The organism is Candidatus Planktophila sp. (assembly GCF_040402315.1).
In the GTDB taxonomy this organism is placed as follows: Bacteria; Actinomycetota; Actinomycetes; order Nanopelagicales; family Nanopelagicaceae; genus Planktophila.
In genome coordinates this window covers 1-14,767 of sequence record NZ_JBBAMU010000001.1, presented here as the reverse complement: position 1 = coordinate 14,767, position 14,767 = coordinate 1, and the positions used below count along the sequence as shown (strand labels likewise).

Sequence of the window (14,767 nt, the reverse complement as noted above, 5' to 3'; positions counted from 1 at the left end):
TTATCAGTGAATGTAAGCAATCTGGTAATTAGGGCAAGGTTGGAAGAAGAGCTGCGATTGCATCAACTGCGCCCGCTACGGCAATCTCTGACTTCTCGCCACTCTTGCGCACCCGAACTTCAACTTGGCCATTTTCCAGCGCTTTGCCCACAACGACAATGACTGGAATTCCAATCAGTTCAGCATCTTTAAACTTGACCCCTGGGCTAGTGCCGCGTCGATCATCTAACATCACAGATATTCCGCGAGCTTCCAGCTCTGCACCAATCTTCTCGGCAGTCTCGAAAATATTATCTTCCTTGCCTGTGGCAACAACGTGCACCTTGGCAGGTGCCACTTCTACCGGCCAGGAAAGTCCGATCTCGTCATAGCTCTGTTCGGCAATGGCTGCCACAGCGCGCGAGACGCCAACGCCATAAGAGCCCATGGTGACAACTTGTGATTTTCCATTCTGATCAAGGACGGTCAGGTTTAGTGCCTGCGCATACTTACGACCCAACTGGAAGATATGACCAATTTCAATAGCGCGATCAATAACAACTGGGGATGCACACTTTGGACATGCATCACCCTGACGAATTTGTGCCGCTTCCACGTAATGATCAACGGTGAAATCACGACCGCTCACCACATTGCGTGCATGCTTATCTTTGGCATTGGCACCTGTTACCCACGCCGTGCCAGGAGCAATGCGTGGATCGGCATAGACGGTGATCCCATTCTTCTTTGCATCTTGCGGTCCGATGTAACCCTTTACAAGTCCTGGAAACTTCGCAAAATCTACCTCTTCAAATACTCGCAAGTCATTGACGCCAGCAAGATTTGCTTGCAAGCGCTTGAGATCAACTTCGCGGTCTCCCGGCACAAGTATCGAAATCGCTTTCTCATCAGCCATCAGCATCACGTTTTTAAGAGTCTTTGCCCCGTCGTATCCCCCGCCAAATTTCGCATTAAGAAGTTCAACCAGCGTGTCGATAGTGGGAGTGTTAGGTGAATCAAAGACTTCTTGCGCAGTAACACCAGAAGCGTCACTGGGTGCTATCACTGTTGTGACTGCTTCCACATTTGCCGCATAACCACATTTTTCACAGAGAACATAGGTATCTTCACCTGTCTCACACGGTGCTAAGAATTCCTCTGATGCCGAGCCACCCATGGCACCTGATACCGCACTGACGATGTTGTACTTAAGACGCAAGCGATCAAAGGTTGCAATATAGGCGGCGCGATGGCGCATGTAAGAATCAACTAATCCTTCATCGGTGAGGTCAAATGAATAGGAATCTTTCATCACAAATTCGCGCCCGCGGATAATTCCAGAACGTGGACGAGCTTCATCGCGATACTTGGTCTGTATTTGATAGAGCGAGAGCGGCAAATCCTTATAAGAGGAGTACTCACCTTTAACCATCAGCGTGAACATCTCTTCGTGGGTGGGGCCTAATAAATAATCAGCGCCTTTACGATCTTGCAGACGAAAAAGATCTGGCCCGTAATCAGTCCAGCGCCCAGTCTGTTCATATGCATCTTTAGGCAGCAGTGCCGGAAAATGAACTTCTTGGAAGCCAGCTTTATCCATCTCTTGGCGGACAATGTTTTCGATATTGCGAAGTGTGATCACACCTAGTGGGAGCCATGAGTAGACGCCCGCCGCGATTCGGCGAATATATCCGGCGCGTACTAGAAGGCGATGACTAGGAACTTCAGCATCAGCTGGGTCATCGCGAAGCGTGCGCAAGAAAAGAGTGGACATTCGCAACATGAAGGGAACCCTACCGGAGGATTACGAAGTAGTGACGGAAGGTACTCCTGATGCAACGCCGGCGGCTTCCATCTCTTCGGCTAAGCGCATCGCTTCTTCAATCAGAGTTTCAACAATCTGTGCTTCTGGCACTGTCTTAATGACTTGACCCTTCACAAAGATCTGACCTTTTCCATTTCCAGATGCCACACCAAGGTCTGCTTCGCGAGCTTCGCCAGGACCGTTGACGACGCAACCCATGACCGCAACACGCAGTGGAACTGTCATTCCTTGCAAACCTGCTTGTACTTTCTCAGCCAAGGTATAGACATCCACTTGAGCGCGACCACATGATGGGCACGAAACAATTTCAAGTTTACGCTGACGCAAGTTAAGTGATTCAAGGATAGAAATTCCGACCTTCACTTCCTCCACAGGAGGAGCAGATAGTGAGACGCGAATAGTGTCGCCGATACCTTCGGCTAGCAAAATTCCAAATGCAGTTGCCGACTTAATTGTTCCTTGAAAGATTGGACCGGCTTCTGTGACCCCGAGGTGTAACGGGTAATCACATTTGGCGGCAAGAATTCGATAGGCATTAACCATTGTGACCGGATCATGATGCTTCACCGAAATCTTGATATCACCAAAGCCATGCTCTTCAAATAGTGATGCTTCCCAGAGCGCTGATTCAGCAAGGGCCTCCGGAGTTGCCTTCCCATATTTTGCAAGTAGTCGTGGATCTAACGAACCAGCGTTTACACCAATACGAATTGGAATGCCAGCATCTCCTGCCGCCTTTGCAACCTCTTTGACCTTGTCATCGAATTGCTTGATATTGCCAGGGTTCACACGCACTGCAGCGCAGCCGGCATCGATTGCGGCAAATATATATTTTGGTTGAAAATGAATATCGGCAATCACTGGAATCTGAGATTTCTTGGCAATCTGTGCCAGTGCATCAGCATCATCTTGCGAAGGCACGGCTACTCGAACAATCTGGCAACCAGACGCTGTGAGCTCTGCAATCTGCTGCAAAGTTGCATCTACATCAGAGGTAAGGGTGGTGCACATCGATTGCACGCTCACTTGTGATTCGGACCCAACTCCAACCGAGCCAACTTTGAGCTGACGGGTCTTGCGACGCGGGTGCAGCGTTGGTGGTGGAGCACTTGGAATTCCGAGATCAACCATGCTGCTTATTCTGCCCTATCTTGCACAATCTTGCTCTTGGTGGTGAGTGGTGTGCGCTAGAAGTTGAGTGATATTGGATTGATGATATCTGCCACAAGAAGTATTAACGTCAGCACAGCTAAGACGCCAAAGACGGCCATAGTGATTGGTGTCATGACATTGACATCGATGCCCGCCGGACGAGGCTGCTTGCGAATACGTGCAAAGAGGGCGCGGAATTCATCGGCAATAGCAATGGCCATATGACCACCATCGAGTGGCAGAAATGGCAGTAAGTTAAAGAGACCGACAAAAATATTTAAACTGGCAACGATAAGGATGAAGGTGGATACCCGTTCATTGCTATTAAGTTTCTGAGAGCTCACCGCATCGCCAGATACTCGGGCCGCACCGACTATTCCGACCAGTCCATCAGGATTGCGCTCTTCGCCCATAAATGTTTGGCGAATAAGTTGTGGCACCTTAGAAGGAAGAGCAAAGAGAGATTTAACTGATTCTTTAGTCAGGGTAGCTGTTGCGCGAGCTGAACCAGTTATCGCGGGTATAAAACTTTCGCGTTTAGTACCTATTTCTGTAACCACACCAAGCACATACCGCTTCTGGTCTTGCAGGTATTGGGGTCTGGCTGTGAGAGTGAGGATTTCACCTGCGCGATTGATGGTAAATCGCATCTGCTGCCCTTGCGACTCTGCAATCTTGCGCGAATCAAGATACCAATCCTTAACAATCTGGCCATCTACTTCAATGATTTTATCCCCTGCCAGAAAGCCTGCCTCAGAGGCGGCAGAGTTGGGAGAAACTTGGGCAACGTTAGACAGGAGTGCGGTGTAACCAACTCCAAAGAAGATGGAGAAGATGAGCAGGAAACCAATCAAGAAATGGGCAAAAGATCCTGCACCTAAAACAATCAGTTTCTTGCCTGATGAAGCGGTAAAGAATGCTCGTGACTCCTCACCTGCCGGCATCTGGTCACTTGGCGTCATACCCTCGATGCGACAGTAGCCACCGGCCGGAATCGCTTTCACGCCAAACTCGGTCTCGCCCTTTCTAAAGGACCACAACTTGGTACCAAACCCTAGGAAGAATTCAGTGACCTTCATATTAAATTTCTTGGCAGTGAGGTAGTGCCCGAATTCGTGCACCATGACAGAGAGAAGTAGCGCAACTGCAAAAGCTAATATTCCAAGTACCTTCATCAGAGCGCTCCCTTCTTGACTAATTCACTGGCCTTGCTACGAGCATCATCTTCTGCCGCACTGACATCTTCCAAATCGCGCAGAGTTTTAGCCGCAGCTGACCGAAGGTGATCCACGCTCTGACTGACAATCTTAAAAATGTCAGTAAATGAGATCTGCCCATCAATAAATGCTTGTACGGCAACCTCATTGGATGCATTAAAAATTGCTGGGAGTCCTCCCCCAATTTCACCGCAAGTGCGAGCAAGTGCCACCGCTGGAAAACGACTCTCATCAATGGGAGCAAAACTCCAAGTGTGAGAAGTGCTCCAGTCGATTGGCTTCGTTGCATGAGCAACGCGATGCGGATGGCTGAGCGCCAACGAAATTGGCCCCTTCATATTTGGTGGCGATGCTTGCGCGATAGTTGAACCATCGACAAATTCAACCATGGAGTGCACCACAGATTGTGGGTGGATTACTGCCTCTATCTGAGAGTAGGCAACACCAAATAGATAATGCGCCTCAATAATCTCTAACCCCTTATTCATCAGGGATGCTGAATTAATTGTCACAACCGGTCCCATCGTCCATGTGGGATGTGCAAGTGCTTCTTGCAAAGTCACAGTTGATAAATCGGTGCGATTGCGAAATGGACCACCGCTTGCGGTGAGAACTAACTTAGATATTTCAGATTTCTTTTCGCCCATCAGCGCTTGCCAGATTGCAGAATGCTCAGAATCAACCGGGAGAATCTGATCAGCTTTAGCGTGCGCAATCACTAAATCTCCACCGGCAACAAGTGATTCTTTATTTGCTAGCGCAACGCGATTGCCCGCTTTCAGGGCGGCAAGTGTGGGGGCTAAACCGATAGAGCCGGTAATGGCGTTGAGAACTACATCGCAGGTGATTGCCGCTATCTCAGTAGATGCATGGGGGCCATCAATGACTTGAGCTCCAGGAAGTGCCTCACGAATTATTTGCGCATTCTTAGTAACTCCCACAAGCTTCACCGCAAACTTCTTCGCCTGATCAATGACTAGCTGCGGATGAGTTCCGGCCGAAGTAATAGCAACCACGGTAAGGAGCGCTGGATTAGCCTCAACTATCTCCAGCGCCTGACCGCCGATTGAGCCCGTGGATCCCAGGATGACAAGTTCGCGGGTCATGAAACTTTGCGTTTACGTGTAACTAGTTGCCCAACAATCACAATGGCAAGTGCGAGGAAGAACATAGCTGAACCAATCACATTGGCTTGTGCCGGAATTCCGCGGGCGGCAGATGTATAGATGAACTTGGGGAAAGTTGTCATGGTGCCGGAGTTGAAGTTGGTAATAATGAAATCATCAAAGGAAAGACTAAAAGCCAACAGCGCAGCCGCCGCGATTCCTGGAGCTACCAACGGCAGAGTCACTCTGCGAAATGTCTCGCGTTCATTTGCATAGAGATCCATCGCCGCTTGTTCTAGCCGTGGATCTAAACTCGCAATACGAGCTTTGACTGTGACAACAACGAATGACATACAGAAAAGAACATGGGCAATGACTGTCGGCCAGAAGCCTGGATTTATTTGAAAGACCAGGAAGAGTGAGAGCAGTGAAGCTCCTAGAACAATCTCGGGGGTTGCCATAGGAAGGAAGATAAGTAGGTTCGTTGATGAACGACCCTTAAATTTATGGCGACCAATTGCAAAAGCAATCATTGTTCCTAGGATTGTGGAAAAGATTGTGGCAAGTAAACCGATCTTGATTGAATTTCCTAGCGCATTACATACTTCAGGTGCACCACACGGATTCTGCCAATTAGCCCAGGTAAAACCCTTCCAGATGAGATTGCTCTTGCCAGAGTCATTAAATGAGAAGGCAAATGTGTAGGCAACTGGAATAAATAGGTAGGTAAAGGCAACCACGGCGTAGATGCGCAGTAAGTTGCGGCCAAACCAGCGAGAGAGTGTGTTCATACCAGCTCCTCGGTTCCAGCTTTGCGAACATAGACGGTAACCAGGATCAAGATCGAGATCATGAGCGTAAATGAGAGCGCCGAAGCCGTTGGGTAATCAACAATTCTAAAGTATCTGGACTCAATCACATTGCCCAGCATCTTTGTCTGCGGGCTACCCAGAATTGCCGCATTCACATAATCACCAGCTGCTGGAATAAATGTCAAAAGCGTTCCGGCAACAACTCCTGGCATTGATAGCGGAAGGGTCACGCGGCGGAAAGTAGTAAAGCCATTGGCATAGAGATCACCTGATGCTTCAAGGGTGCGCGGGTCGATGCGATCAATGGAGGCATAGAGCGGCAAGGTCATAAAAGGCAAGAAGTTATAGGTCATACCCATCACCACCGCAAAGGCGCTGGAGGTAAGAGTCGTGCTCTCGGAGATGATCTGCAGCGATCGAAGTGTGGGAACTACAAAGCCTTCTTCACCAAGTATTTGTTTCCAAGCAATGGTGCGAAGGAGGAAGGAGGTAAAGAACGGCGCGATGACGAGTACCAGCATGACATTCTTAAATTTTCCACCCTTAAAGGCAATGGTGTAGGCAAGTGGGTAAGCAATTGCTAGCGCAAGAACGGTAGCAATTAGGGCATATAGAAATGAGCGACCAAATTGCTCTCTATTTTCCACAAAGGCATCGAAGTAATTAGCAAAGCGCCAGGTCTGTTCGTACTGACCTGTATCTCCCCCACCCACTGGAGTCTGGGTAGAAGTCTGAGCAAGATTAAATAAGGGAAGGATGAAGAAGATGAAGAGGAACCCCATCCCCGGAATTAACAGGAGATACGGGGTGCTGATCTTTTTCATTCTTCTTCTAAATCCTCTTCAGGATTTACTTCAGTTCCTGCTTCGGCATCATCATCGCCACGTAGGGCGAAGGTAAAGACAGGCTCCCACGAGATGTTCACGTTCTCACCCACACTAAATGGTGCAACGCCATCATCGTTTTGTTCAAAGACCATCAGCTCTTGTCCCCACGGCATCAGAACTTGGTACTGAGTAGAAACGCCGATATAGGAAACATCTTCAATTTTGCCACCGGTAAGAATATTTCCCGAAGTTGATGTTTCAAGACGTGAAATACGGAACTTCTCTGGTCTGATGCCTGCCAAGATTGAGTTATCAACTGCGTGTGAGCGATCTTTCTGCAGTGAAATCTTCTGACCAAATAGATCAACAATTTGGTTAGCTCCATCGGAGCCAGTGATAGTTCCTTTAATCAGGTTTGATTGCCCAAGAAAGTTAGCCACAAATGCAGTCTTGGGATTGTCATAGAGTGATGCCGGAGATCCCATCTGCTCAATTTCGCCCTCGTTCATCACCGCGATGGTGTCAGCCATGGTCATAGCTTCTTCCTGATCGTGAGTAACGTGCACGAAGGTAATTCCCACTTCTTTTTGAATCCACTTGAGTTCAATCTGCATCTGACGACGGAGCTTAAGATCAAGTGCGCCCAGTGGTTCATCAAGCAGAAGCAGCGCCGGCCGGTTCACAATTGCGCGAGCAAGTGCGATGCGCTGTTGTTGTCCGCCAGATAACTGAGTTGGTTTGCGTTGGGCAAGATGTGGAAGTTCCACTAGATCTAACGCCTTATTGACCGCATCATCGACATCTTTAATACCGCGACGGCGAAGGCCGAAGGCAATGTTTTCAAAGATAGTCAGGTGTGGAAAGAGGGCGTAGTTCTGAAAGACGGTATTGATCGGGCGTTGATACGGCTTGGTGTAAGTAATGTCGGTAGCACCCAGTGAGATAGTTCCTTGCGTAGGTTCCTCCAGGCCGGCAATCATGCGAAGCGTCGTTGTCTTTCCACATCCGGATGGTCCAAGGAGTGCAAAGAAAGAGCCCTTAGGAATGATCAAGGACAAATCATTAACGGCCGTGAAATCACCGTAACTCTTTGTCAGGTGTGAGAGCCCTAGATCTCCTCGCGCAGAACTTGCCGCATCTGACACTTAGTTGCCGGCAGCCTTCTGGAAAGCTTCAGTCCAGGTTGTCTCTTCAGTTGGAGTAAGAGCACGAAATACCGAAAGGTTGGCCATGGTCTTAGCAGTTGGGAAGATGAACTCACTGGATGCTAAATCTGGATCAATCTTCTCCATCTCAGCTTGTGCGCCCTTGACCGGACAGAAGTAATTCACATATGCCGCAACTTCTGCGGCAACTGCTGGCTCGTAATAGTAATTAATAAGCTTTTCAGCGCTCGCCTTGGCTTCAGCCGATGCAGTTGATGGAATTAACATATTATCGCCAGAGATAGTTCCGCCTGACTCTGGGATGGCAAAGTCAAACTTTCCTTCATTTTCTGACTTCAGAATAAACATATCACCAGACCAGCCAATAACAGCAGTTGCATCACCGGAGGTGAGATCTTCTGCGTATTCGTTGCCCTTAACTCCGCGAATCCAACCATCAGCAATCTTCTGCGCTAGGAAGTCAACGCCATTCATAAACTGTGCTTCGGTCACTGTCTGTAGGTTGACACCTTGCGCCATCAAGATGATTCCGATGGTGTCGCGCATTTCAGAGAGCACCACAATCTTTCCTTTATTAGCTGGAGAGAAGAGATCATCAAGGGTTCGAATGCCTTTTGGATTCTTGGTGGTGTTCCAACCAAAACCACCCATGATGCCTTGCCAGGTAAGTGAGTAATCGCGGTTTGCATCATAAGAAGGTGCGGCAAGTGTGTCGACGATATTGCTCTTATTTGGAATATTTGCGGAATCAAACTTCTGCGCATAGCCAAGGCGAATCCAGCGGCCAGCCATCCAATCTGTTGGGCAGACTAGGTCATATCCAATATCTTTCTTTAACTTAAGCTGTGCTTGAACTTTTCCAAAGAACTCATCGTTATCGTTGTAATCTTCAAGATACTTAACATCAATGCCACTCTCTTTTATAAATGCCTGCAGCGTTGGATAGTTCTTACCTGAGTCATCAACATCGAGGTAGAGCGGCCAGTTGCCCCAACGAATGGCGTTCTCAGAAGATCCACCACCGGAACCACATGCAGCGAGCGCACTTGCACCAGCTACTGCGCCAGCGCCAGCTAAAACAGCGCGACGCGAAACTTTAGAATTGATTATTGAACGTGCTTCTGGAGATAGCAGTTTTTTAGCCATGGTTGAGGCTCCTTTTGAATTGCCGGAATAAGGGACGGTTTAGCAGGGCCCATTATGTAACTCTTTGCCCCCTAGGCCAAATATAAATCGGTTAATTTTTGGTGATTTTCTCACCCGATTTAAGCCCCTGATGCTTAAGCGTTGAGGTTGCTCATCACGTGCTTGATGCGGGTGTAATCCTCAAAGCCATAGCTGGAGAGATCCTTGCCATATCCACTGCGCTTGAAACCACCATGTGGCATTTCCGCCACCAGCGGGATGTGGGTATTAATCCAGACACATCCGAAGTCAAAGGCCTTAGCCATCCGCATCGCTCGCCCGTGGTCTCTGGTCCAGACCGAAGATGCCAGGCCGTAATCAACACCATTGGCCATTGCCACCGCCTCAGCTTCATCGGCAAACTTCTGAATCGTAATCACCGGCCCAAAGATTTCAGATTGAATCAACTCATCGCCCTGCTTGAGGTCAGCAATCACAGTAGGTGAGATGAAGTAGCCAGCTAAATTAGTGGGCGCTCCCCCTGCCACTACCCGAGCATGTGATGGCACGCGAGCGATAAAGCCACTGACGCGATCGAATTGGTTCTTATTATTAACCGGACCCACCAAGACATCTTCTGAAGGCATACCCATAGCAATGTGATTTGTTGCTTGATCAGCTAATAATTTAACCAGCTCGTCATAGACACCGGCTTGCACCAAGACACGAGTGGCTGCGGTGCAATCTTGTCCCGCATTAAAAAATCCTGCGATCGCAATTCCTTCTGCCGCCGCCGCTAAGTCGGCATCGTTAAAGACAACAACGGGGGCTTTGCCACCGAGTTCTAGGTGAACGCGCTTGAGTGACTTTGCCGCACCTGCTGCAACTTCCATACCCGCCCGCACCGAACCGGTAATAGAGACCATGGCAGGTGTTGCATGGTCTACTAGTAGCGCACCTGTTTCGCGCTCTCCGGTAACAACATTAATAACACCATCAGGTAAGAACTCACTCATGATCTGTGCCATAAATACTGTGGATGCCGGTGTGGTATCACTTGGCTTAAGCACAACAGTATTTCCGGCAGCAATAGCTGGTGCCCATTTCCAGACCGCCATCATCATTGGGTAATTCCACGGAGTTACTTGTGCACACACCCCAATAGGCTCGCGGCGTACAAAAGAGGTCATCCCCTTCATATATTCACCAGCTGATTTACCCTCTAAATTACGTGCAGCACCGGCAAAGAAGCGAATCTGATCGACCATCGGTGGAACTTCTTCCGAAGCGGTGAGCCCCACTGGCTTGCCACAGTTCTCTGACTCAATAGCAACAAACTCATCAGCTCTAGATTCAATTGCATCAGCAATCTTGAGCAAAGCTTTCTGGCGCTCAGAGGGTGTGGAATCTCGCCAATCAAGAAAAGCGCTACTGGCCGCCTTCATCGCCTTATCAATATCTGCAGAATTGGACTTCGGTGCCGTGGCAAAAGGCTGAGCAGTTGCCGGATTAATTAGGGTGGTGACTTCACCCGATGCACTATCAACTGATTTACCATTGATAAAATTCTGTAACTTCTTCACTTCTTATGCCTGACCCTTCGTTGCCCTAACCATCTGATCACCATGATCATATGGATGCTTGGTATATGCCTCTAGCCATCTAGCCACAGTGAATTTACCGGACTCGCTATGCTCACCAAATTTATCGAGATCGCTTTCTTCTAAGCGCTTAACTAAATCCAGTGAACTTGCCCGAACGGCCGCATAAACAGCAATTGCATTTTCAACTGGAGCAGCGACATAACCAAGCTTTACTTCATTAGCCCATGCCGATTCGTCATAACCCTGAATGATTGAACCTTCTGGCTCTGCAATGAGCCTGCGCAAGCGGGCATAAGACTGTGCTTCAGAATCTGCCATGTGATGAATACATTGGCGAGCAGACCATTCATTTTCTGCGTGCACATCCATCAAATCTGGGGTGATTGCCCTCGCTAAATTAAGAAAATACTGTGTTGCAGCTCCATATGCCGCTGCGGCTTCCTTCATCTCCATATAGAGATACTAGTTAAATCTTTTCCTTCTCGCTAGCAGCCAATTGACCACATGCCCCATCAATCTCACGACCTCTAGTATCACGGACCGTTACCGGAACACCGTAGGACTCAAGAATTCGCACAAATTCAGCTTCATCTTCCCGCCTGGAAGCGGTCCACTTAGATCCGGGGGTTGGATTCAGCGGAATCAAATTCACGTGAGCATTTCGATTCTTAAGCAATCTTCCTAATAAATCTGAACGCCAAGATTGATCGTTGATATCGCGGATAAGTGCGTACTCAATCGAGTAGCGGCGGCCCGTCTTCTTCTCATAGGCATCGGCTGCTGCAAGTACTTCGCGAACATTAAACCGATTATTAATCGGAACGAGTGAATCGCGGAGTTCATCATCAGGTGTGTGAAGTGAAACAGCTAAGGTGCAGTTAATTCCTTCATCCGTCAACTTTTCGATTCCTGGAACAAGGCCAACGGTAGAGACAACTACTGAACGAGCAGAGATTCCGAGCCCATCAGGGTTTGCATCTGTAATGTTGCGAAGTGTGCGCACAACTGAGTTGTAGTTGGCCAGTGGTTCACCCATTCCCATAAAGACAATATTGGAAAGTCTTGTGGGTCCTCCTGGCAGCTCACCATTGGCACAGGCACGAGCTGCTGCAACTATTTGGTCGGTAATTTCTGCGGCCGATAAATTGCGGGTAAGACCAGCTTGGCCCGTAGCGCAGAATGGACAGTTCATGCCACATCCGGCTTGCGATGAAATACAGACTGTTGTGCGATCGGTGTAGCGCATTAAGACTGATTCAACGAGCACGCCATCGTGGAGCTTCCACAAGTCTTTCCGAGTCATTCCGCCGTCTGTCGTGCGAGTGGTGACTAGTTCAATCAGCTTGGGGGTCAGTGCATCTGCAATCACTTGCCGTTCAGCCGCTGGGATATCAGACCAATCTTCGGGTGTATTTGAAAGATGAGTGAAGTAGTGAGTTGCTACTTGAGCAGCGCGAAATGGTTGGAAGCCAAGTTCCTTTGCCCATGCCTTGCGATCTGCTGGTGCAAAATCTGCAAGATGCTTGGGTGCTTTTTTGCGTTGAACTGGTTCATCAAAAACCAATTTCAACTCTGAATTAGTTGTCATAACAGCCCTGAGTCTTGTGCGCGGCGCACAATTTCAAGTGCGAGCCACAAGGCAGGGGCAGCAAAGAGAACAGAATCTAGGCGATCCATCACTCCCCCATGTCCAGGCAGAAGAGTTCCCATATCTTTAATGGCAACATCTCGTTTTAACGCAGATTCAATGAGATCGCCAGCAGTTGCCGCAAATACAGTAAGTACACCTGCGGCTGCACCTAGCCACCAATCTGAATCCATGATGTAGTGAAAAGCGAGTGAACCACCAAGAATGGTGAAAATAAGTGAACCGATAGAACCTTCAATAGTTTTCTTAGGGCTGATCTTCGGTGCAAGTGGATGCTTACCAATCAGAACGCCGGTCAGATAGGCAAAGGTGTCGTTGCATGAAACCAGAATGACGAAGGTCATCACGCGCTCAAGTCCGTTATAGGGGCGAGCTAGAAGAATGAGAAATCCTGCAAGAAATGGCAGATAGATCAAGGCAAGTGCTGAAGCGGAAGCGGTTTTGACGAAGTTTTCGGTACCGCGCGGCAAGAGAAGAACAAGAAGTGCCGGGAAGGAGATTGCGGTAGCAACAGCTAAACCAGATACTCCACCAAACCAGGTTGATGCACAAAGTGCAATCGAGGCGGTAGTTAGCGACCAGAGTGGAATGTGAATATCGACAGCGGTAAAGGCGCGATTGATCTCACGGATTCCGAGAATGACTGCGCCAGTAACTAGAACTGCAAATAGAACTCGGTAGGTAGAAAGTGATAACCAAACAAGGAGAAGAATTCCGAGACTGACAAGAATTGAGGGTCCAAGTTTTCGACCAGCGCGCTTATTAATTGCCTCGTTAATCGAATGTAAATCAGACACGGTAAGTGAACCTCGGTGAAGTCTTAGACTTCTAGAAGCTCAGCCTCCTTGTGCTTTAAAAGGTCGTCAATCTTGGCCACATGATCTGATGTGATCTTCTCAAGTTCTTTTTCACCACGACTTAAATCATCTTTTCCGATATTGCCATCTTTTTCTAACTTCTCCATCAGCTCTTTCGCGGTGCGGCGGATGTTGCGTACTGAAATCTTTGAATCTTCTGCCTTGGTCTTTGCCACCTTGATGTAATCCTTACGGCGTTCTTCCGTTAACTGCGGAAAGCTAACACGAATAACTGCGCCATCAGATGCGGGGTTAACGCCTAGATCTGATTCCCGGATTGCTTTTTCAATTGAGGCACTTGCTCCTTTATCAAAGGGAGAGATGATCGCCATCCGTGATTCAGGGATCTGAATTGATGCAAGTTGTGAAAGTGGAGTGTAGGTTCCGTAGTAATCGACCATGATCTTGTTAAACATGGCAGGGTGAGTGCGACCTGTGCGAATAGCGCCAAAGTCATCTTTGGCCACTTCAACTGCCTTATTCATTTTATCTGTCGCCTCAGAAAGAGCGCTGGTTACATCTGCCATGGTCTGTACTCCTTATGTATCTCTCGTTCTAAGAAACGAGAGTTCCAATCTTTTCACCACGTACTGCGCGGCCAATATTTCCATTGGTCATCAAGTCAAAGACCACGATAGGTAGGTGGTTCTCGCGACATAAGCTAAATGCGGCAGCATCAGCTACCGCCAGTGACTTTTGCAAGACCTCGTCATATGAAATAGTGTCAAACATTTTTGCGCTCTTATCATTACGTGGATCTGCGTTATATACGCCATCGACGCCAGATTTTGCGAGCAAGAGTGCGCCAGCTCCGATTTCTAGTGCGCGCTGAGCGGCAACAGTATCTGTTGTGAAGAACGGCATTCCGGCACCTGCACCAAAAATCACAACCCGCCCCTTTTCCAGGTGACGAATGGCGCGGCGTGGAACATATGGCTCAGCAACTTGACCCATCGCAATAGCTGTTTGAACGCGAGTATCAACGCCCTCTTTTTCAAGGAAATCTTGCAGTGCTAAACAGTTCATCACTGTGCCGAGCATTCCCATGTAGTCAGCCCTTGAGCGCTCCATGCCCCGCTCAGATAGTTCAGCGCCCCGGAAGAAATTACCGCCACCGACAACAATGGCTACTTGAATTCCGCTTCGAACAACGTCGGCAATCTGTTTTGCAACATCTGCCAAGACATCGGGATCAACACCGATGCCCTTCTTACCTCCGAAAACTTCGCCAGAAAGCTTAAGGAGCACCCGCTGATACGTTCCTCTTGTACCTGGCATTGGTGCTCCCCTCGCTCTACTTCGTTTTAAATCCTTGAGATTTAGTTTACTGACCTACGCGGAAACGGTGGAAGGCCTTGACGGCGGTTCCTGCCTCATCGAGGATCTGCTTCACGGTCTTCTTGGCATCCTTAGCAAAAGCCTGCTCGATGAGTGAAACTTCCTTCACAA

At 48.6% G+C, this 14,767-nt stretch carries 14 protein-coding genes and 1 pseudogene; all 15 read right to left on the bottom strand.

What is annotated here, in order from left to right; translation table 11 throughout:
- Nucleotides 1-28 precede the first annotated feature (28 nt).
- Nucleotides 29-1,762 (bottom strand): proline--tRNA ligase, encoded by a 1,734-nt coding sequence (locus AC9UEP_RS00075; RefSeq protein WP_509542884.1) that lies wholly within the window; start codon nucleotides 1,760-1,762, stop codon nucleotides 29-31.
- A gap of 21 nt (nucleotides 1,763-1,783) precedes the next feature.
- Nucleotides 1,784-2,935 carry a flavodoxin-dependent (E)-4-hydroxy-3-methylbut-2-enyl-diphosphate synthase gene (ispG, locus tag AC9UEP_RS00070; protein ID WP_509542883.1) on the bottom strand — a complete coding sequence of 384 codons (1,152 nt, stop codon included), beginning with the start codon at nucleotides 2,933-2,935 and terminating at the stop codon, nucleotides 1,784-1,786.
- Nucleotides 2,936-2,991: 56 nt separating this feature from the next.
- Nucleotides 2,992-4,131 (bottom strand): M50 family metallopeptidase, encoded by a 1,140-nt coding sequence (locus AC9UEP_RS00065; RefSeq protein WP_509542881.1) that lies wholly within the window; start codon nucleotides 4,129-4,131, stop codon nucleotides 2,992-2,994.
- Entirely contained in the window at nucleotides 4,131-5,279 is a 1,149-nt protein-coding gene (gene dxr, locus AC9UEP_RS00060) for a 1-deoxy-D-xylulose-5-phosphate reductoisomerase (RefSeq protein WP_509542879.1), read from the bottom strand. Before dxr ends, AC9UEP_RS00065 begins: the two co-directional genes overlap by 1 nt.
- Nucleotides 5,276-6,070: an ABC transporter permease gene (locus AC9UEP_RS00055; protein WP_509542878.1), complete on the bottom strand. Its 795-nt coding sequence runs from the start codon at nucleotides 6,068-6,070 to the stop codon at nucleotides 5,276-5,278. The genes dxr and AC9UEP_RS00055 overlap by 4 nt, the downstream gene beginning before the upstream one ends.
- Nucleotides 6,067-6,915: an ABC transporter permease gene (locus AC9UEP_RS00050; RefSeq protein ID WP_509542876.1), complete on the bottom strand. Its 849-nt coding sequence runs from the start codon at nucleotides 6,913-6,915 to the stop codon at nucleotides 6,067-6,069. The genes AC9UEP_RS00055 and AC9UEP_RS00050 overlap by 4 nt, the downstream gene beginning before the upstream one ends.
- Nucleotides 6,912-8,063, bottom strand: coding sequence for an ABC transporter ATP-binding protein (locus AC9UEP_RS00045; RefSeq protein WP_509542874.1), 1,152 nt, complete (start codon nucleotides 8,061-8,063; stop codon nucleotides 6,912-6,914). Before AC9UEP_RS00045 ends, AC9UEP_RS00050 begins: the two co-directional genes overlap by 4 nt.
- Complete coding sequence (locus tag AC9UEP_RS00040) at nucleotides 8,064-9,230, bottom strand: ABC transporter substrate-binding protein (RefSeq protein WP_509542872.1); 1,167 nt, start codon at nucleotides 9,228-9,230, stop codon at nucleotides 8,064-8,066. It abuts the gene before it with no gap.
- 134 nt (nucleotides 9,231-9,364) lie between these two features.
- A complete protein-coding gene (locus tag AC9UEP_RS00035; RefSeq protein ID WP_509542871.1) occupies nucleotides 9,365-10,792 on the bottom strand; it encodes a gamma-aminobutyraldehyde dehydrogenase in 1,428 nt (475 codons plus the stop codon).
- 3 nt (nucleotides 10,793-10,795) lie between these two features.
- Nucleotides 10,796-11,266, bottom strand: coding sequence for a DinB family protein (locus AC9UEP_RS00030; protein WP_509542869.1), 471 nt, complete (start codon nucleotides 11,264-11,266; stop codon nucleotides 10,796-10,798).
- Between the two features lie 13 nt (nucleotides 11,267-11,279).
- Complete coding sequence (rlmN, locus tag AC9UEP_RS00025; RefSeq protein ID WP_509542867.1) at nucleotides 11,280-12,401, bottom strand: dual-specificity RNA methyltransferase RlmN; 1,122 nt, start codon at nucleotides 12,399-12,401, stop codon at nucleotides 11,280-11,282.
- Complete coding sequence (locus AC9UEP_RS00020) at nucleotides 12,398-13,258, bottom strand: phosphatidate cytidylyltransferase (RefSeq protein WP_509542866.1); 861 nt, start codon at nucleotides 13,256-13,258, stop codon at nucleotides 12,398-12,400. The genes rlmN and AC9UEP_RS00020 overlap by 4 nt, the downstream gene beginning before the upstream one ends.
- Before the next feature lie 23 nt (nucleotides 13,259-13,281).
- Nucleotides 13,282-13,845, bottom strand: a complete 564-nt coding sequence (gene frr / locus AC9UEP_RS00015; protein ID WP_509542864.1) for a ribosome recycling factor — start codon at nucleotides 13,843-13,845, stop codon at nucleotides 13,282-13,284.
- A gap of 28 nt (nucleotides 13,846-13,873) precedes the next feature.
- Complete coding sequence (gene pyrH, locus AC9UEP_RS00010) at nucleotides 13,874-14,596, bottom strand: UMP kinase (RefSeq protein ID WP_509542863.1); 723 nt, start codon at nucleotides 14,594-14,596, stop codon at nucleotides 13,874-13,876.
- 46 nt (nucleotides 14,597-14,642) lie between these two features.
- Nucleotides 14,643-14,767, bottom strand: a pseudogene (locus tag AC9UEP_RS00005) (translation elongation factor Ts); the annotation flags it as partial.

Excerpts from the sequence above, each read along its gene's own strand:
- dxr (WP_509542879.1), bottom strand. The coding sequence starts at position 5,279 with ATGACCCGCGAACTTGTCATCCTGGGATCCACGGGCTCAATCGGCGGT.
- AC9UEP_RS00050 (WP_509542876.1), bottom strand. The coding sequence starts at position 6,915 with ATGAAAAAGATCAGCACCCCGTATCTCCTGTTAATTCCGGGGATGGGG.
- AC9UEP_RS00055 (WP_509542878.1), bottom strand. The coding sequence starts at position 6,070 with ATGAACACACTCTCTCGCTGGTTTGGCCGCAACTTACTGCGCATCTAC.
- ispG (WP_509542883.1), bottom strand. The coding sequence starts at position 2,935 with ATGGTTGATCTCGGAATTCCAAGTGCTCCACCACCAACGCTGCACCCG.
- AC9UEP_RS00065 (WP_509542881.1), bottom strand. The coding sequence starts at position 4,131 with ATGAAGGTACTTGGAATATTAGCTTTTGCAGTTGCGCTACTTCTCTCT.
- rlmN (WP_509542867.1), bottom strand. The coding sequence starts at position 12,401 with ATGACAACTAATTCAGAGTTGAAATTGGTTTTTGATGAACCAGTTCAA.
- AC9UEP_RS00040 (WP_509542872.1), bottom strand. The coding sequence starts at position 9,230 with ATGGCTAAAAAACTGCTATCTCCAGAAGCACGTTCAATAATCAATTCT.
- AC9UEP_RS00075 (WP_509542884.1), bottom strand. The coding sequence starts at position 1,762 with ATGTTGCGAATGTCCACTCTTTTCTTGCGCACGCTTCGCGATGACCCA.
- pyrH (WP_509542863.1), bottom strand. The coding sequence starts at position 14,596 with ATGCCAGGTACAAGAGGAACGTATCAGCGGGTGCTCCTTAAGCTTTCT.
- AC9UEP_RS00030 (WP_509542869.1), bottom strand. The coding sequence starts at position 11,266 with ATGGAGATGAAGGAAGCCGCAGCGGCATATGGAGCTGCAACACAGTAT.
- frr (WP_509542864.1), bottom strand. The coding sequence starts at position 13,845 with ATGGCAGATGTAACCAGCGCTCTTTCTGAGGCGACAGATAAAATGAAT.